Source organism: Bacillus sp. FSL W8-0116, assembly GCF_038003825.1.
GTDB classification, from domain to species: Bacteria; Bacillota; Bacilli; order Bacillales; family DSM-4216; genus Bacillus_O; species Bacillus_O smithii.
Genome location: NZ_JBBOPY010000001.1, coordinates 1604746 through 1624343, shown reverse-complemented (window position 1 = coordinate 1624343; position 19598 = coordinate 1604746). Strand labels below are relative to the sequence as shown.

The window sequence follows — 19598 nt, the reverse complement described above, 5'->3', positions numbered from 1 at the left end:
GACTGAATGAGTCGCCATATGAAAGATTTTCAAATAACGGAGTCTTTTTTTATGAAATTTTTTCGGGCGAAAGGAAAAAATAAGCGAAAGCTTTGTAAAAAAGTGGTTTTCGCGCTTGGTTTACACATTTTCTGATGCCGACAGGTCGGCTTTTGCAATCTTCTTTTCAAATCGGAATAGATTTCATGAAACTGGCGCAAGATAACAACCGACCCGTAATATCCGGTCTACCAATGGATGGAATAATGAAAGGAGAAGGATAGAAATGAGCAAGTTTTTGCAATTAATGGGAGGCTCGCTGTTAGCTATTTTGCTTTTAGCCGGCTGTAACACCAATCAAAATCCTCCGCCGCCTGCCAACGACAACGACAACGGTGTAATAGACGATAACCGCCGCGATCTTAATGACAACAATCGCCGCTTTAACAACAATAACCGAAGAACCAATGATAAGAACACCAATAATGATTGGGATATGACGAAAGACAGAAATACTCCGGGAGAAGAGCCAATCGAAGATAAACGTGATGTAAGAGATAAAGACAATAAAGACGAATGATGGCGAAAAAGGAACATCAACGGTTGAATTCTTTCGTTGAGCCCCTCTTTTACAGGAGGCGCTTGGTGCATCCGACGAAAAGATGGAGGAGTGCCGGCTGCTGAAAAGAGGCGCTAGGAATGAATCGGAAGCCTCCATTCCAATGGAGGCTGCCAACCGCAAGGATTCACAAACTCACCGTTCTAAACGGTGGGTTTGTTGCATTTTAATGAAAAAAAGAAAAAATTTGTCAACAACTTCCTAATTATGATAAAGTAGATACGATGTATGTATTATGTAGGAGGTACTTATTCCATGTTGCAAAGTTTACCGCACGGCGTAAAAATAAGTATCACTCGCTCAATTGCGACTGCGTTTGAACAATATATGGCTAAGATTCAATGGAAGGATCATCGTTTTTCTTTTGAAGAGTTTATGCAAGAATGGAAAGAATATATTCAATCCAATTCGTCTTGGTATCATAAAGTGAGCAATGATATTAAAAGCAGCCCTGAATTTCACGAAGAAATAGCGTCCAAAATGAATGAAATCATCGAAAAAATCATCTCGGAAGAACCGACTCCTGAGCAAATTGAAACGGTGGATGCCCTGCAAAAACAATTGGGAACCGACTACGATTATTCCTGTAAAATGGAGGCAAAGTTTTACATAGATTTTCTTTCGAAACAGTTGAAAGAAAACGCCGCCTATAAATAAAGCAGGAGAAAGAACCGGTTTTCAGCTGGTTCACTCCCGCTTTTGACAGTCAAGAAAAATCAAAAGTCAAAAAACGGAAAAAGCGAGCCGAAAAGCCATAAAAACGAAAACCCGATCATTTGAAGTCGTGACCGGGTTTTTTATTTACGGATTGAAATGTTTCAGACGGACAGCGATGGGTGGATATTAACGAATCTTGGCAACGGGATGGCCGGGTCTTTTTTTTAAGTTGCCGGAAAATTCTCGAACAAGCTGTTCACCGCTCAATCCCATTTGGACCAAATCCGTAAGAAGACGTTCGGCAAATTCGTTTTGTCTGTTGGTTAAACGTCCTTGCAACAAGACGCTTACGTTGGATTCCATTTTTTTGATGCAATGGATATGTCCGAAAAAGTAAGCCGGGCTGTTTTCAGGGCGGGATATGATGACTTGAATTTCCAAGTCTTTATCTCTTTGTTGAACGTCACGGAAATAATCGTAATAGGATAGATCCGTAAAAAGCTCAATCAGCCACGTCCGCTTTTCATCTTCTTTATTAATAATTAATCCATCAATGAAATCAATGTCTTTAGCGTCTTGATCCTCGATAAATTGAAGACTGACTAATTTAAAGGTTTTCATTTAGAAGACGGCCTCCATTGATTCGCTTTTCTTCCATTATAACATAGCCGAATTGACAGCACCTAGAAAGCGTGGGGAGATAAAAATGGAAAGAAAAGCAAAAAAGGTTGATTGCCTCCGAAGTTGTCGAAAATATTCGCTTTTTTCCTTGACAATAACAGCGAAAACAAAAGATCGTGTCGAAAAAGCGGAAAGTAGCGATTTTACGAAAGCGTCTTTTCCCGATAAGATGAAAATGCCTCCCGAAAAAAGAAGAAGGAGTTGATAAATCATTGATCAATCAAGTGACGTTAGTCGGGAGACTGACAAAAGATCCGGAGCTGCGTTACACGACGGAAGGGAAAATGTTTCTTCCCGTCATATTGGCGGTTCAGCGTCCTTATCGCAGCCAAGAAGGAGGGGGAAAAGCAGATTTTGTTCTGTGTACATTTTGGAACAAGATGGCGGAAAATACGGCCAAATATTGCAGCAAAGGATCTTTGATCGGGGTGCTGGGCAGTATTCAGACAAGAAATTATGAAAATAAAGAAGGAAAGAAGGTGTATATCACGGAAGTCGTGGCCAAATCGGTGCAGTTTTTAAGTTCAAAGCCCCAAGAAGAAACGTTTCCATTAATGGAGCTTGAATGAAAAGAGGTGAATGTTTTCTGGATCCAAACGTTTATGCCAAAATGGAAAAAATGGAACGGTTGATGGAAAAAGTGGTTTACTTGCTTGGAAATTGTCATTCCTCCATACACCTTCTCGAACAGCGCATCCGCCGGCTGGAAACCAGTCAATCGCTTTCCGATCCAATCGTTTTTCTGTCTAGTAAGAATGAAAGCAAAATGGAAAGAAGTTTAAAAAAATAAACTACTTTCCGTTCTTCCTTTTAAAAAAACGGGTTTCATGCCCGCATTGCCCTCTTATTATCCTCAAAATGGCCTTTCTGATTTTCCTCTAGAGATAAAAGATATTGAAACCTTCCATCTTTCCCTCAAATAAAAAGAGCCGGCGGGAGTACCGGCTCTGATTTTGTTTGGTTCAAATAAAATACAAGACATAGTGAAAAAGGGTTTATCCTTGCGGTTCCAATTTGAGCAGTTGTTCCAGCTCTTGGTTGGAGAGCTTCGTGATCCATTGCTCGCTTTGGATGATTTTCTCGTTCAGTTCTTGTTTTTCTTCAATCATTTTATCAATTTTTTCTTCCAACGTACCAGTGGCAATCAATTTATGAACATGGACAAAGCGGTGTTGGCCAATGCGATACGCACGATCGGTTGCCTGGTTTTCAACAGCCGGGTTCCACCAGCGGTCATAGTGGATGACGTGGTTGGCGGCCGTTAAATTCAATCCGGTTCCGCCGGCTTTCAAGGATAAGATAAATACCGGAAATTCTCCGTCCTGAAACTGGCTGACAAGGCGATCACGCTGCAGCTTCGGCATGCTCCCGTTTAGAAACGGTGCTTTGATTTGAAATCGGCTCTCGATTTCCTGCTGAATCATCTCTCCCATCGTGATATATTGGGTGAAAATCAAACAAGCTTCCTTTTGTTCCAAAATTTCTTGAACCAACTCCAGCAGTTTGGCCAACTTGTGCGAACGTTCAGCAGCGCGACTCGGACGGGTTTCTTTTAAATATAAGGCCGGATGGTCGCAAAGTTGTTTCAGCTTATTTAACATTTGCAAGACAACCCCTCGGCGTTCAAAAGCGGACAATTGTTCAATCCGGTTTAACGTTTCTTGCACGTATTCTTCATATAAAGCGGCTTGTTCCGCTGTCAAAGGACAATATTGCTTTTGTTCCAGCTTATCCGGCAAATTTAATTCCACTTCCGGGTCTTTCTTGGTCCGCCGCAGCAAAAACGGACGAATTCTTGCCTGCAGGAGGCGGATTTTTTTCTCCGAACGCTCTTTTTCAATCGGGATGATATAATTCTTTTGAAATTTTTGGTAGCTTCCTAAGTAGCCATGGTTCGTGAAATCAAAAATCGACCATAGTTCCGATAAGCGGTTTTCCATCGGTGTACCGGTTAAGGCGATATGATGATTTCCCGTTAATTTTCGGATGGCCCGAGACTGCTTTGTATGGGCGTTTTTAATGTTTTGGGCTTCATCGAGGGCGATGGTGCTCCAATGAACGGCTGAAAGGGTCTCAAAGTCCAAATGGGACAGACCGTAAGAAGTGAGCACGACATCTTTATTTTGAATACATTCGGCAAAGTCTTCGCCTTGTAGCCGGTTCTGGCCGTAATGGAGAAGAACCCGCAAGTCGGGAGAGAAGTGCTCAAGCTCTTTTTGCCAGTTTCCAAGTACAGATGTCGGACAAATGATCAAAGCCGGCATGTCCGGCTTTTCTTTTTCTTTCACATGCAATAAATAAGCGATCAGCTGAATCGTTTTTCCAAGCCCCATATCGTCGGCAAGAATGGCGCCAAAACGAAACGACCGCAAAAACAAGAGCCAGCTCATTCCTATTTGCTGGTAGGGACGCAGAGCTCCTTGCAAGGAAGCCGGAGCCTGTTGCAAAGGAATTTGTTCGATATGCTGAAGCTTGTCGATCATTTGCTGCAATGAACGGTTTAATTGAATTTGGACCGAAGAGAGTTCGTACAAGTTTGACGGTTCTTCTTGATTTTCTTCTGAATCGCCGGTGAACTCTTGGGTCAAAACGTCCTGCATTCTGATCCCTTTTTTCTTCGCTTCTTCCATTAACTGTTGGATTTTTTGAATCATTTTCGGATCAAGCGGCACCCACTGGCCGTTCACCTTGACAAGCCGGCGTTTTTCCGACACCAATTTTTGAAATTCTTCTTCTGCCAGTTCTTCTCCATTCAGAGAAATCCGCCAGTCGAAATCAAGGATCGTATTCAATCCGACAAATGTCCGCTGATAATGTGATTGAGAGCGGACTCGGGCAGAAAGGGAAAAGGACGCTTGACGTATCGATTCCCACCATGAAGGAAGAAGAATGGCAATACCCAGGGCGATCAGTTTTTCGCTTGTTTCTGTCAGAAAAGTCCAAGCTTCTTCTTCGGTCAACGCTGTTTTCATTTTTCCGTTTTCCTGCAGTTCAGGCAATAAACGCAGCCAGCGCGTTTGTTCTGCAAGCACAGCAGGAAGATGCACTTTCCAAGTAGGAGGAATTCTGCCATTTAAGCTGTAAATTTTTTCTGGATTTTTTTTGTTTTGCAGAACCGTTTCTAATAGCCATGAATCTTGATCGTTTTCAGGTTCTGACAGACGCAAGCCTATAGAGAACGGAACAGGATCTTCCACGAAACCGGCCCATTGGCGAAAGTGGCCGTCTGCCCAATAAGATTGGAGATCGTCGGCTGACAATTTCCCGTTTTGAAGATAATCGGCGATCTCATGAAGCTTTTGAAAAACAGGAGAATGGGACAAAAAATCGTGTACGCATCTTTGAAACAGGTCGATGGTCATTTTTCTGGCTGATATTCCTTTCCATACGTCCTGCTCCCAAAAATCAGGATTGAACTCCTCCCAGACGGCGGCCGGAGGTTCCCAGTAAATGTCTGTTTCATGAAAAACGGGCGAAAATTCGCCATTCACCACTGCTTCATAAAGAACGGGCGCCACGGACAATCCATATTGAGTGAGCGGGTCAAAATGCCATTGGATAAACGAATGAAAACGGTCGTTTTTTAACAGACTAATCCATTGCCAAGCGGAAAGCATAAACCCTTTCATACCATCCGCTTCCTTTACTTCCAGTTCCGTGCCGAAAAAGCTTTCTTGATGCCAAAGGAACAGCTGTTTTCCTAAGGAATAGTCAACTGCTTTTCCGCTGTCAGAAGTAAGAAAAACAAAGAAACGATCATTTTCAAATGGCATCGTATGAACAGTCAACGTTTTTAATTTAAGCATCGATCAGTTTACCCTTTCTGCATTCTTCGTGAAAAGCGCGAAGACGTTTCGTTTTTTCTTGCAAACCGGCCCAGTATCGTTCCCAGTCTTGCTCCCGTTTCAATTTTTTATAGAGGCGTCGAAGCTTCTTTAAATATTTCACCGCTCGCTGGTAGCTGGAACGATTTTTGCGCTCGATCAGCTCGGAAATTCCCCAATGGTAAAGGGGGAGAGCACATTCGGGAGAAGCTTTTTCGAGTTTCTTTAATCCCATTTGCTCAAGCTCTTCCAATTCCGCCCCCATCAATAGCTGCAATTCCGTCCATTTTTGATAATGTTCGGTGATGATATAAAATTCATGAAGGACGGAATAACTGTAGGGAAAAAGCTGAAAAAGCACATCTTCCAATAGATGCGGCCGATTTTCCGCCAGCCAAGAGGCATCAATCAATCGCAAAAAATCTGCGACAAATATGCGTTTATGATAAGGGCTTGAAAGGCTATCTAAAAAGGCGGGCAGCTTCTCTTTCACAAGTTCGAGCAAAAAGCAGGCTTTTTGATAAGGCGGTTCGGAAAAAAAGTAATCCAACCATACTAACGAAGCATCGACAATCGATTCGTCAAGACGTTGAAAAAGAGCGGAAAACTCCTCCTTTTTATTCAAAAAGAGAAGTTGATGCAATAAGGCGGTGGCCTTCCCGTATGAAATGGGGCTCTCGCTTTCCAGACGATTCCATTCTTGTTTTCGCCAGTCTTCTTTTTTCAAAAGAACGGTCCAAAGACGCATGTACAGCAACATACAAGTATTTGAAAACAACCGGCTATCGCGGTCGATGAGTCTTAAGAGATCGTCTTTTAAATAAAGAAGATAGCGGTCAAAAGCAAAGGGAATGGCATGAACAGAAAGCTCTCTGGCCGCATGTTCGCATTCCTTGGCAAAAAAGTAGACAGTGGAGGAACAGGCCCGGTCAATCAAATTCCAATCTTCCCCCAATGTTCTGCATAATTCCACCACTTTTTGAAAGAGAAAGTAGCTGCAAAATAATTGGTAGAGCGGTTTCCATTCTCTTTCAAACGGACCTTGTGTCATCAATTGTCGATAGAGACTTTGGGCTTTCATATCCAATAAGTAGGGATTCTTTTTTACCGGAGACCAATCCGTTTGTAAAAAGGCGCGATCGACCATTTTTCCCCACTCTTCAGGGCCGTCATTGGCCGCCCGTTTTTTTAGCAGATCGCTGGCATAATATACTCCCGGAATATCAAGAGGCGGTTGTTTCTTTGACGGAACGCTTGTGAGCGTGCGCCATTGTTCCATCCAATCTTGGAGATTTCCCGTTTGGCTGTATAATGCAAAAAAAACGGCCATTTGATGAGAACAGGTTTTTTGGCGGCAAGAACAAAAGCTGAGTGACGGAAAGGTTAAATCGAGGTTGACCTCCCATCGGCCGTTATCATGGACAAAAGCATGAATGATCTCGTTTTCTATATGAAAGCTATCCACGTTTTCGTGGCGGAATAGCCGCAATCCTTCCTCGATAGCGGAAGAGTTTAGATCAGCGGGGTGCTGCAATAATTCTTCTGAATAATACAATATGGCGTCTCGCCATTCCAAAGCGTTTTGTGGCATTTTTTCATCTCCCCCATAAGATGTCTGGGAAATATCTTATCCTTTAATTATAACAGGGATCGATGAGAAAAAAAACGCTCCATCCAAGAAGCGTTAACGATTCGGAAGTCCAATATAAAAATGTGTTCCGTTAAAGAGGTTGACGGCGGAAAACGTTTCTTCTTTGCCGTCGACAAAACGGATATTTTTATTGACAGGGTAGCGGATCGTTTGCCCGCCCTTTTGCACCACTAATTCCGGATTTCCCTCTTTTTTTCGATAAATGGTTGTCTTAAATCCCCGCTTTTTATAAAACTGAATCCCATCTTGATAGGACGATTGGAGTTTCAGACCGAGTGTTTGGCAAACAGATTTCGGCAAATCTGTATTTTCGACAAGTCCAGTCGGTTTGCCGGGGCCGTAAGCGAATAAAAAGACATCTTCGCCGGTATGACCGGTGGTTGTAAAACCAATTTTTGCGCGTTTAGAAAGCAAAGCGGCCATTTCTTTTTCCGGATGTTTCGATTTTTTGACGAGATTGTATTCTTTATGGCTTAAAGAATTTAATCCATATGATTTCAGCACTTCTTTCAAGTTGGAGCGGTCTTTTCGCAATTGAGAAACGGCTCCGGTTACCGTTAAATGGGCTTTTTTAAGCGGTTCAATAAAATGTTCTTTCGGTTCGCTCGCATAGGAATGATTGGTGGAGCGGTTTCCCATTGTTAACCCGCTGTTGCCGTGGTCCGCAACCGCAATGACCAATGTTTGCCGATCTTTTTTGGCAAATTGGAGCGCCTTTTGAACAGCTTCGTCAAAACTTAGCACTTCGCTGATCATTCCTACCGGATCGTTTTTATGGGCGGCCCAATCGACTTTGCTTCCCTCCACCAGCAAAAAAAAGCCTTTGTCGTTTTTGGACAGAGTTTGAATGGCTTTTTCGGTCATTTCGGCAAGAGAAGGCTGGTTCGGATTCAGCTTTTTTCGGTCGAGCTCATAAGCGATATCTTCCCGGGCAAAACTTCCCCAAATTTTTTCTCCGCTGCTTTGAAGAAGTTCTTTTCTTGTAGTCACGTATTCATAGCCTTTCTTTTGAATGACGGAAATCAAGTTTTCGCCGTCAGGACGGGATTTGACTTTGTCATCCCGTTTTAGCCACGCTTTTCCTCCTCCCAATACAACCTCCATCCCTTGATAAACTTGCTGTTCCGCAATGTCGTCGAATTGATTGCGATGGTTCACATGCGCAGAAAAAGCAGCCGGTGTGGCATGTTGTACAGGGGAAGTCGACACGATTCCGGTCGAAAACCCTTTTTTTTCCGCGGCTTCCAAAATATTAGGAACGGGATAAGCGGTGTAAGGCTTTCCTTCTTCAGGAAAAATCGGAATCATTCCTATATGATCCACCAACGTTTTTCTGCCGGTGGCCAGAGCGGTTCCGGCGGCGGCCGAATCGGTAATGGCAGACCGCAGCGAATAGGTGCGTACTCCTCCGGTCATCATTTCATCAAGGGCAAGTGCTGAACCTTTATACCAACGCGACAAGGCGAGGACATCGGAATTGGTGCCGTCCATGATCATAAAAATGACATTTTTGGCTTTTGAGCGAGAATCGTAAGCCGCAGTCGGCGAACTTCCATTGGCCAATAGCAGCAAGAGCACAAAAAACGCTGATAAGTGTCGAAAAATGTTTGTCATATTCTAAATCACCTCATGATTATGCTTTGAAAAAAAAATGAAAATATGCGGATAATCGCGAAATGTTCCATTAATTAGTTGAAAAATCATAAATTAGCAGAAAAATAGTCAGTGAGAATGGTTTAGGCTTGTCAATGAATATGTTAAAATGTAGAAAACTGTGGAAAGGAGGGAATATTAGTGAAAAAGGCCCATTTTTTACCGGCAATTGCCTTTTTGCTTTTCATCCCTTTATTTGGCGTGAAGCAGGCAGTGGCCGCTACATATTTTACAGATGTGGGAACGACCCACAGAGCCGCTGAAGAAATTAATTATTTAGCCGAAAAAGGGATTGTGACAGGAACAGCCGACCATCGTTTTCTGCCTGAAAAGACAGTGACTCGCGCAGAGGCTGCCGCCATGATCGGACGGGCTTTAAAACTGGATGGCACACAGCGTTCGACTTCGTTCCGCGATGTACCGGCAAGCTCATTTGCATCGGGGTATATTCAATCGGCTGTGGAAAAAGGATATTTGTCCGGTTACAGCGATGGCACGTTCCATCCAGAGAAGACGTTGAAGCGTGGCGAAATGGCGCTTATGATCAATAAAGCGTTCCGTTTCTCCAGTGAAACGACGACGGGAGGAGCAGCCGAAACATTGATGAAGCTCGGCATTGCCGAAGGAAAAGGAGACGGCACGTTCGGCCTCGATGACCCTATCATTCGTGCGGATTTCGCTGTTTTTTTAGCAAGAGCGATGAATCCTGATTTTCGGGTAGATCCGTCCAATACAAATACCGCCCAATTCACCCAACCGTTCTATGTCAATGTGGCCAGCAACGATGTATTGAATGTCCGCAAAGGACCGTCGACGAATTATGCGGTCATCGGCACGTTGACCCGCGGTACGAAAGTGTATGCGGCAAATAAAGTGAACGGCTGGTATTACATAAAATCCGGCAGCTTGATCGGATATGTCAATGGTGCTTATCTTCAATCCACACCGCCGTCCTCTACCGGACAGTACGACAGCCGTCTGAGTAGCCAAGTGATTATTATCGATCCGGGACACGGCGGAACGGATCCGGGGGCAATCGGCTATGGATTGAAAGAAAAAGATGTTGTTTTGGATACGGGATTAAGGCTGAAAAATATTTTGGCCAAAAGTCCGTTCCAAGTAAAAATGACGAGAAGCACGGATACCTTTATTAGTTTGCAAGGCCGCGTTGATTTCGCGATCAAGAATAAAGGGAACGTATTCTTGAGCATCCACGCCAATTCCGGCGGCGGAACGGGTTCGGAAACCTATTATTGGGGCGGTTCCGGAAAAAACCCGTACAAGGCTGACAGCCAATTGTTAGCGTCGAAAATAGAAAACCGTCTCCACAGCGCGATGGGTATACCGGACCGCGGCGTTAAAAATGGAGATTTGCATGTGTTAAGAGAAAATAACATGCCTGCCATGCTGGCAGAGCTAGGGTTTATCGATAATCCGTCTGATAACGCGAAGCTGGCTTCGGCTACTTGGCGTCAAAAGGCAGCCAATGCTATTTATCTAGGCTTGCTTGATTATTACCAAGCTAAAGGATACAATGTTTCGAGCTTGTATAATCTTGTGAATCAATAGGTTGGCAGATGAGAGGAACGGGATCACCGTTCCTCTCATTCTATAAAAACAAGGGTTCAGACATTTCGTCTGAACCCTGTTTTAAGTATGTAGCTATTTATTTTTTAAAAAATGATAGAGCTCTGTATACATTTCTTGATAACGCGGGTCGGTATAGGTGGCTAGACGGTTCACCATGGAGGCGCCTTGATAGATGATCAAGCTTTGAGATCTTGCCCCGTATAGATCGGCAAAGTGCAAATATTGGCGAAACTTTTCCAATCCAATGTCTACCGTCGCGTATCCGTGATTTTCAATTTCTAAATTCACACCGCTGTTTCTCGTTTGCGCTTCAATCAAACTGTTATGTAATTTGGCTTTTGTTTCTTCTTCGCTCAAATTCGTAAAATGAGCGTTGCTTTGCAAATAAGCCCCATCAAATCCGTATGATTGCCAGTTTTCAAAATTAGTGGACTGCGCATGCGGCGAATAGATGAATTTTCCTTTCTGTTGGTGAATATAATCGCTGACCATGAGAAGAAGCTGTTCATCTTCCGGGTTCGTGACCGTTTCGTTTAACCAATAAAAGCCTTTTAAGATTAACCCGTTGTGTTGGGTGTTCTCCCATTGGTCATACACTTGATCGATGTACCATTTAACCAGTTGGAATCGTTCGTCCAATGTGTTGGGGTGCGTTTGACCGTTTAGATCGACAATCGGATCTTTCCGCTGTGGATAAGGAATGGCGATAAAAATGTTCACATGATCAACGACCGGAATCTCTTTCATGCTTTGGTCGATGATGGAAATCGTTCCGTTTTCGCCGAACAATTTATTCAAATACCACAGCCATTCGCTATATCCTGCTTTATTTTGGCTGGATTCGGTGAATTCGCCCCCTGGATATTCCCTTCCTAGCAGAATAAGAGAATCGAACATGGAATCTACATATTGGCCATTTTCTTTGTAGGCCAAATACGGCTTGAAAAATTCTTTATTCTGAAGACTATTGTATAAAGGATTTTTCTCAATCTCGTATCCGTTGTACAGTAAAACGCCGTTTTTTACGCCTGATTTCTCCGGTGACAGAAATTCATTGGAAAAGGTTTGATATTGGTTGCTGACAGGTCGGATGACGGCATTGTCGTAAGGCTCTGCAAATAGAATGGCTTCTTGCTTGGAACGAAAGGTCGTTTTTTTCTTTCCGTCAATCAACACTTCATATTCGCGGGGATTGAACAGCGTTCGAGCGATAAAAGCGGCAAATTGAGCACGATTGACTGCACCTTTCGGCTGAAAGGAATGGTCAGTATAACCGGTCGTGATGTCATTAGCGGCCAAAGCATCAATGTAGCGATAATAAGGGCTGGTTTGAGGAACATCGGTGAATGCGCTCATTTGGTCCCCTTTTAACCGAAAGCCAATGGCGAGAGCTTTAGCCATGTCTTCTCTTGTCAGGGGTTCGTCAGGTTGAAACAGACCGTCTTTCAGGCTAAATAAACCTGCTGATACCGCGGCCTCTATCTCCTGGTAGCCATAGGTGTTTTCGGTCACATCTTTGATCGCGATCGTTTGATCGGAGGATAAAGAAAGGGTGCGGACTAGCATAATGGCAGCCTGTTTTCTTGTAATAACGGCTCCTGGTTTAAATCTTCCATCGGAATATCCCGAAATGATCTGTTTTCCGCTCAACTGCTCAATCGAATGGTAGGCCCAATATGTAATAGGCACATCTGTATAAGCAGCGAAAGAATGGGACGGAAACAGGCAAGCAAGCGCCATAGCGACGGGGGCTATTTTTTTGTACACAAATAGGATTCTCCTTTCTTTTTGCGACTTTTGGAATGAACCCTTTCTATCAGATTACCAAACTCGACTAGCAAATTTAAGGATTTTATTGAAATTTTTTAGCGAAAAGGGAATTTTTTTATATATACTTTTTTCATATGTTCTTCTTTTTCATGAACTGATAGACTAATGAACATAGGACAAAACCGATGACAGGGCAAACCGTGGCTGTTGATTTTTGGCTGAAACAAGAACATATCGGCGAATGGGGAAAAAATATTCATTTAACAGCTGGAAACATTCCAGTATAATAACTGTAGATGAGCATTTTTATTAACAATGATTACCATACGAAAAAGAGACAAACGGGGTACCCCTTATGCCACGTGGAGCTGTTTTTTCACGGCATCAATGGGAATATTTTGTTTTGCTGCACGATAAATGAACTCCACGAGGCTATGTCCTTTTCTCTTGCGCAGGAGATCGAGCCCATCCGAAACATCACTGTTCGACTCGAACATGCTGTACACATACGCAAGTTGCACCAAGATCCAATACCGTTTCACCGCCCGACGCCCGCGAACGCGGTATCCATCGAGTTTCAGCTGGTCTTTCGCTTGACGGAAAAAACATTCGATCGACCAACGCTCGGCATAGTAGCACAAGATGTCTTCATCGCTTAGCTCGCGATCGGTGCTCAAGACGCAATGAAGATGTTTCGGTGTCATCGGCTGATCGGCTTTCCATGCGAGCAGCACCACGGCATCCTTGAGACCGTTCAGAGCACCTTCGTAGCGATACACCCGATAACGCTCTTTTCCCACCGTGACGAGGCGGGTATCCCGTGGCTCCATAGATTTGGCAAATTCCTTTGCTTGAATGGCCGTCCCTTTTGGATAGAGAATCCGATTCGTCTTGAGCATCGCGATGACGTGGAACCCTTTTTTCAAGCAGGCTCCCACGAGGGTTTTCGATGGATACCAAGAGTCCATGAGCACATAAACGGGTCGACTCACATCCAACGAAGAAAGCATCTCGATCGCGAGTTCCCCTTTGCTTTTCCCCGCCGTCTTGTCGTAGAGGCGAAAGGCAAAAGGAAACGCTTGGGTCATCGTATGAACCATGAGCCAAACGAGAGAATGTCCCCAGATCGACTTTTTCTCTGCGTGAGAATAGTGCCAATCACACCCTTGAATGGCGTGTGTTGCCCGTGACGAGGGCTTCGTTTTTTGGCAAATCGTATCATCGATCGAAACAAAAATGGGTTGATTCTCTCGTTTCGAGCTGCGTTCGACACGATGAAGCACCCACTGCTGGAGTTTGCGAAGCAACGTCTCTTCTTCCCATGGGCTTTTCGTGAAAAAATGGCTGAGTGTCGTGCGATGGTTCGGATGAAAACTCCCGTGATGTAGATCGGTCAGTGTTCCCGAAAAGCCCTTTGTAATCATCGCATCCACGATATGAACGAGATGCTTCATGACAGGTTTTGAGAAATAAAGTGCCAACCCCAACATCGTCAAAAACTTGTGGATTCCTAGGTGATGTGCTAATCTATTCATGAGACATGAACCCCCTTGTGAGTAGTTGTGGCACATCTATTCTAACCAAGGAATCGGGTTCATGTCTTCTTTTTTGTTTGGTTGTAAATTTATGTTAGCGAATTTGCTCATCTACAGTATAATAAAGAAAAAGTTTAAGAGAAAGGGTAGGCTGCTGGATGAAAAACACGAAATGGCTATTTTTTTTCTTATTTTTGCTGGTCATTTTGCCTTTCAAAGCATATGGTGCGGAATCGGATGAATATATGATTCTCTTTCGCCACCACGTAGATGCTGGGATTTTGAAAAAATACAATATTCATGCACAGAAAAAATATGATACCATCCCCACTGTTTTAGCCGAACTGGATAAGAGCCAAGTCGACAAATTGCGCAATGAACCGGAGATCGCCAAAGTTCAAGCCAATAAGACATATAAGGTTCAGAGCCAAATAGAAACGTGGGGCTATAAAAAAATTTACGAGGACAGCCAATATCGATCTCCTTTTACGGGAAAAGGGGTGAAAGTGGCTGTTATCGATACGGGTATAGCGACGAACCATCCTGATTTGAAGGTGAAAGGAGGAACATGCGTCATCCGCTCCGACTGCGGCAAAGGATATAACGACGACAACGGCCACGGAACCCATGTAGCGGGAATCATCGGTGCTTTAGACAACGGCGTCGGTATTGTTGGAGTCGCACCGGATGCGGATCTTTACGCGGTCAAAGCTTTTGACAAATTTGGAGAAGGGTCGACCAGTTCGATTACGGCAGGGGTGGATTGGGCCATTCAGCATCATATGGACATTATCAATTTAAGCGTGACGACCGTATCCGACGACCCGGTGTTAAAGAGTGCTTTGGATAAAGCGTATAACGCCGGTATTCTGATTACGGCGGCAGCCGGAAATGACGGGGATTCGGTCGGATCGAAAAATACCATTCTCTATCCCGCCAAATACAGCAGTGTCATTGCGGTCGGCAGCGTCGATAGCCGCTTGCAGCGTTTGCCTTTCTCGGCGACGGGGCCGGAGCTTGAAATTGTCGCTCCCGGACAGTATGTGTTCAGCACCTTTCCGATCAATCTGGATACAACCGACGGCAAAAAGGACGGTTATACGGCCTTGTCAGGAACATCGATGGCTACCCCATTTGTCACAGGGGTGCTGGCAGAGCTGAAACAGCAGTATAAAGACAAATCGGCAGCGGAAATCCGCAAAATACTCGATCAAAACGCCAAAGATTTGGGGAAATCCGGAAAGGATTCGCTTTACGGCTACGGATTGGTGCAAATTAAAACGTTCCAACCTACGCTGTCATCCGATATGGCCGTCAAGGCAGTAAAGGCCGACAACGGCCTCGTGGAGTTCCAGATCGATAAGCCCGATTCCATTCAAAAAATCTACGTGAAAAGAATAGGAGGAATGGAGGGCGACATTACAAAACAAATAACCGGCAGCATTTGGGATGATTATGTGCCGGCCGGAACTTATTATTATTTCTTTACATTGACGGACTCCCAAGGCCGCGAGTACCAGACACAAGTGAAAGTGACGATGAGCAAACCGCAGATCGAAGATGTCTCTGCCTACGACTGGTTCAGTGAAAAAATGCTTTATCTCTATCATCGCTCCATTTTAAAGGGCGATCACAGCGGCCAATATCTATGGCCGACGAAGAACATTTCAAGAGGCGAGGCAGTGGCGCTTGTCGGCCGGGCGCTTGGATTGGACGGAACGAAAAGAAATACCGCTTTTAAAGACGTTCCGAAAGATTATTATGCTTCAGGATATATTCAGAGTGCTTTAGAGCAAGGAATCATTAAAGGCTACCGCAACGGCACTTTTCATCCAACGGAACCTGTAACAAGGGCCGAAATGGCGGTTTTGATCAGCCATGCCTATCGTCTGACGGATAACGGAACCAATCATTTTCAAGATGTTACAACAGGCATGACAGGTTACAAAGAGATCAATGCTCTGGCGGATGCCGGCATTACCAGCGGCTATTCTAACCATACTTTTGCACCGTATAAACCGATTTCCAGAGCCGAGTTTTCCGTCTTTTTAGCCAAAGCGGAAAACCCGCTTTTCCGATAATCCTACTCCTCATAAATAGAAAGCTGGAAAGCCCGACTCTTTTCGAGCGTTTTCGAAGAGAGCGGGCTTTTTGTTTGCAAAAAAAGAGAGACTTTGATGATTTTGGATAATTTAACAGAAATCATGCTGGAAAATGGCTAAATTTGTTACATAAATGTAATATTGCAGCAAAAAAACTGTCTTATTATTCTGATAGACTATTATTTGGAAAAATAAGAATAATGAGGAGTGACCATGAAAACAGGAGGGAAACTGATCAAAATAGTCTTTTTTGCTTTTGTTTTATTGCTTGCATTTCCGTTTAAGCAAGCATTTGCCGCTTCTTTTACAGGATATCAAGTAGTAGATTATGCAAAAAATTTTTTAGGAGTACGATATGTCTACGGGGGAACGACTCCTAACGGCTTCGATTGCTCAGGATATACATCGTATGTATATAAACATTTTGGCATTTCGCTTCCACGCACATCGGGAGGCCAATTTTCGACCGGAAAAATCGTATCTAAATCTTCTTTGCTGCCGGGAGACTTAGTGTTTTTCAAAAATACATATCAATCAGGCATTTCCCATGTCGGAATCTATGTCGGCGATAACAAGTTCATTAACGCGGCATCATCCGGCGTGGAAATAGACTCTCTCAGCAATTCTTATTGGAGCAGCAAATATGCGGGGGCCAAGCGGGTGCTGTCTCAGCCGGTAGGAACCCTTTTCAAAGATCTTGGCGATACCCATCCGGCGTTGGTTGCCATTAAAGAATTGAACAGTGAAGGGATTATCAAAGGATATTCCAATGGACTTTACCATCCAGACGATGAAGTTACACGCGGACAAGCAGCTGCTATCATCAATCGAGCGCTTCATTTAGCGGCGCCGTCATCCGCAAGTTTTAAAGATGTATCTTCTTCTAATCCGTTTGCAAAAGATATTGCCGCCATTGAAAAGGCCGGCATTATTAACGGCTACAGCGACGGTACTTTCAGACCTTATGATCCGATGACAAGAGCGCAGATGGCTGTGATTGTGACAAAAGCCTTTAAAAAGAATGTGGCATCCGTGTCATCATCCCAACCCGCTTATCAGGATGTTCCATCCAGTTATTGGGCTTTTGCCGAAATTAACACTATCCACAATATTGATAAAACAACGGTCTATCAAACGAGCAAATACCGCGCCGGCGACGAAACGACCAGAGCAGATTTTGCAGCGGCGATTTACAATGCCAAATAAGGAAATAGACAATCGAGGCCATAAAGAATGGTTTCGATTTCTTTTTACCCATTTATCGGTGAGGGGTCGTCGGTCGGGAAGTTCGTCCTCTTTGATGAGAGGGAAACGTACGGACAGGATCGCTTTCGATCTTGACCTGCTTGCTGCGTGAAAGCAGATTTCGGGAGAATCTGAAATCAGTGGAAAAGCTTCTATATAAAGGAACCAGCTGTGATGAATTATATTTCGCACAGTTTTATATATAAAAAGATTACTAGTGTAGGAGGAAACTAGATGAAAATGCGAAGACGCATGCTGTTTGTAATGATGTTTCTCCTTATTTTTTCGGTTGCGGTCCCGCCTCAGCCGTCCAGAGCGGCGAGCGATGACATTTCGGGGATTACGCTGGAAAAGGAAATGAGAGATTTAATTGCCAGAGGGATCATTTCCGGTTATGGAAACGGCAGCTACAAGCCGGGCCAAAAGGTGACAAGGGGAGAATTTGCCAAGTTTATAGCGAGTGCGCTGAATCTCGATATGACCAATACGTCCAATGTCTTTAAAGACGTATCTCCTAATTCGGCATTGGCGCCGGGCATTAATGCGGCTGCCAAAGTGAACATTATCAAAGGAAGAACTGACGGAACCTTTCATCCGGACGATACCATTACGCGTAAAGATATGGCGCTCATGATTAAAAGAGCCATTCAATATTTGAATGTCCCTTTGGAAACGGGAAGCACGAAATTCACGGACATTTCCAATTTGAATGATGAATACAAAACAGCGATTGCCGAAATAGCTCAAGCCAATATAATCCACGGCTATCAAATAAATGGACAATTGAAATTTCAACCTAATAATGAAGCCACAAGAGCGGAAGCGGCAGCTTTTATCAGTCGGATGCTGGCCTTTGTAGAACAGTATAATAACAAACCGGCTCCTGTTAAAAATCCTTATGAAACGGCTGTCGTCTCCAATCATGAAGTCAAGCCGACCGGAAATTCTTACAAAACGTTTAACGATGCGAAAAACACCGTGGATGCCGGTCAATCGGACGCTGTCACTTATAACGGCCGAGTCGTGTATATGAAAAGCGGGATTGTCGTACCTGACAGATCTACTTTGAAGGATGTAATCAAGTTTTATTCTGATTCTAATTTAAAAAATAAATATACTTATGTTTCACCATTAGCTACATATTCCTCTGAAATGAAATATATCACTTCCACCGAGAAATACGTCAAAGTGGAAGCAGGAGGCAAACAATTATACGTTTCTCCACAAGATGTCCTTTTGGAGCCGGACGGCGCGGCGCCGGGGCAAAACTACTATCAAGCACAAAACGGAGAGCTGGTCCATTATTTGTACGTCGACACAGGGAATAGCAGCTACTACACATCTTATACAGTCGGAAAAGCGCCTAGCTTTTTAAAGGAAGGGCAGCCTTATTACAGCTGGGACGGCTATACGTTTTATGATGCCAATCATCGAAAAGTCGGAACGGCCTACCAATATTTTCAATTTTTATCGGCGAGAACTCCGACAAGCTATACCGCTGCACAGCTGGATCAAGCGATTATGACCAAATTGGCGGAACTGGAAAAACTGTATCAACAAAATCCAGACAAATACGCCAAATATAAAGATGCGACGAAAAGAAGCAAGCTGATCGGCCTCGGCAGCCATTTGAAACAAGTAGAATCAGAGAAACATATTAATGCGTTGTTAATTCTAGGATTGGCGTTTAACGAAAGCGATTATGGATTAAGCCCAAAAGTTCAACAAAAAAACAATTTATTCGGCTATGGTGCCGTCGACAGCAATCCGAATCAGGCCGATGTCTTTCCATCACCTAAAGATTGTGTTGATGCGCTGGCGGATAAATTCAATTACACGTATCTCGCTGTTAATAACAAAAAAACTCCCCCAGGTGTAGATGGTTGGGCAGCAAACGGTGCTGTTCCGGGCAACAAGGGAACGGGCTTTAATGTCAAATATGCTTCTGATATGTTCTGGGGCGAGAAACTGGCCCGCCATATGTATAGCATCGATAAAATGCTCGGCGGCAAGGACTTCGGGAAATATTCAATCGGTTTGACGGATGGCTATGATCCAAATGACGGATTAAATGTCCGATCCCAACCGAAAGTTTCTTCCAGCACGCTGTTATTTGAATACAATAAACTGGGAATGCCGGTGACAATTATCGGAACATCCGGCTCTTGGTATAAAATCTATTCCGATGTATTGGATTATGCAAAACAATATAAAGACGGCGTCTATGTTTCCGGCGCTTACGTCGATATTCTACCGATTGCCGGGAAATAATGCCCCATCTTGAAGCTGACC

At 43.9% G+C, this 19598-nt stretch carries 14 protein-coding genes; 8 read left to right on the top strand and 6 right to left on the bottom strand.

Annotated elements, in window-relative coordinates:
* Positions 1–265 precede the first annotated feature (265 nt).
* Positions 266–559 carry a hypothetical protein gene (locus N1I86_RS07645; RefSeq protein WP_003353315.1) on the top strand — a complete coding sequence of 98 codons (294 nt, stop codon included), beginning with the start codon at positions 266–268 and terminating at the stop codon, positions 557–559.
* Between the two features lie 294 nt (positions 560–853).
* The gene (locus tag N1I86_RS07640) at positions 854–1255 is read left to right on the top strand and encodes a hypothetical protein (protein WP_341095797.1); all 402 of its coding nucleotides are present in this window, start codon (positions 854–856) and stop codon (positions 1253–1255) included.
* Between the two features lie 186 nt (positions 1256–1441).
* On the opposite strand, the gene N1I86_RS07635 is transcribed toward N1I86_RS07640, so the two are convergent.
* Positions 1442–1876, bottom strand: coding sequence for a YwpF family protein (locus tag N1I86_RS07635; RefSeq protein WP_270583848.1), 435 nt, complete (start codon positions 1874–1876; stop codon positions 1442–1444).
* A gap of 272 nt (positions 1877–2148) precedes the next feature.
* Here N1I86_RS07635 and N1I86_RS07630 point away from each other — a divergent pair, with 272 nt between their 5' ends.
* Together N1I86_RS07630 and N1I86_RS07625 are read left to right on the top strand one after the other, a co-directional pair.
* Complete coding sequence (locus N1I86_RS07630; RefSeq protein ID WP_341095795.1) at positions 2149–2505, top strand: single-stranded DNA-binding protein; 357 nt, start codon at positions 2149–2151, stop codon at positions 2503–2505.
* On the top strand, positions 2502–2726 hold the full coding sequence (locus tag N1I86_RS07625; protein ID WP_341095793.1) for a hypothetical protein: 225 nt from the start codon (positions 2502–2504) through the stop codon (positions 2724–2726). Before N1I86_RS07630 ends, N1I86_RS07625 begins: the two co-directional genes overlap by 4 nt.
* Before the next feature lie 205 nt (positions 2727–2931).
* Here the strand turns inward: N1I86_RS07625 and N1I86_RS07620 are convergent, their stop codons facing one another.
* The 3 genes from N1I86_RS07620 to N1I86_RS07610 form a co-directional block, all read right to left on the bottom strand.
* The gene (locus N1I86_RS07620; RefSeq protein ID WP_341095792.1) at positions 2932–5742 is read right to left on the bottom strand and encodes a DEAD/DEAH box helicase; all 2811 of its coding nucleotides are present in this window, start codon (positions 5740–5742) and stop codon (positions 2932–2934) included.
* Positions 5735–7351 (bottom strand): hypothetical protein, encoded by a 1617-nt coding sequence (locus N1I86_RS07615; RefSeq protein WP_341095790.1) that lies wholly within the window; start codon positions 7349–7351, stop codon positions 5735–5737. Before N1I86_RS07615 ends, N1I86_RS07620 begins: the two co-directional genes overlap by 8 nt.
* A gap of 93 nt (positions 7352–7444) precedes the next feature.
* Positions 7445–9025, bottom strand: a complete 1581-nt coding sequence (locus N1I86_RS07610; RefSeq protein ID WP_341095788.1) for an alkaline phosphatase — start codon at positions 9023–9025, stop codon at positions 7445–7447.
* A gap of 180 nt (positions 9026–9205) precedes the next feature.
* Here N1I86_RS07610 and N1I86_RS07605 point away from each other — a divergent pair, with 180 nt between their 5' ends.
* Complete coding sequence (locus N1I86_RS07605) at positions 9206–10633, top strand: N-acetylmuramoyl-L-alanine amidase (RefSeq protein WP_341095786.1); 1428 nt, start codon at positions 9206–9208, stop codon at positions 10631–10633.
* A gap of 93 nt (positions 10634–10726) precedes the next feature.
* On the opposite strand, the gene N1I86_RS07600 is transcribed toward N1I86_RS07605, so the two are convergent.
* Positions 10727–12421 (bottom strand): DUF4855 domain-containing protein, encoded by a 1695-nt coding sequence (locus N1I86_RS07600; protein ID WP_341095784.1) that lies wholly within the window; start codon positions 12419–12421, stop codon positions 10727–10729.
* Positions 12422–12777: 356 nt separating this feature from the next.
* On the bottom strand, positions 12778–13959 hold the full coding sequence (locus N1I86_RS07595) for an IS701 family transposase (RefSeq protein ID WP_003353085.1): 1182 nt from the start codon (positions 13957–13959) through the stop codon (positions 12778–12780).
* Between the two features lie 158 nt (positions 13960–14117).
* On the opposite strand from N1I86_RS07595, the gene N1I86_RS07590 reads away from it, so the two are divergent.
* From N1I86_RS07590 to N1I86_RS07580, 3 genes are all read left to right on the top strand, one after another.
* On the top strand, positions 14118–16040 hold the full coding sequence (locus N1I86_RS07590; protein WP_341095782.1) for a S8 family peptidase: 1923 nt from the start codon (positions 14118–14120) through the stop codon (positions 16038–16040).
* Between the two features lie 234 nt (positions 16041–16274).
* Complete coding sequence (locus N1I86_RS07585) at positions 16275–17267, top strand: C40 family peptidase (RefSeq protein ID WP_341095780.1); 993 nt, start codon at positions 16275–16277, stop codon at positions 17265–17267.
* A 273-nt stretch (positions 17268–17540) separates the two neighbouring features.
* The gene (locus N1I86_RS07580) at positions 17541–19577 is read left to right on the top strand and encodes an S-layer homology domain-containing protein (RefSeq protein ID WP_341095778.1); all 2037 of its coding nucleotides are present in this window, start codon (positions 17541–17543) and stop codon (positions 19575–19577) included.
* Positions 19578–19598 lie beyond the last annotated feature (21 nt).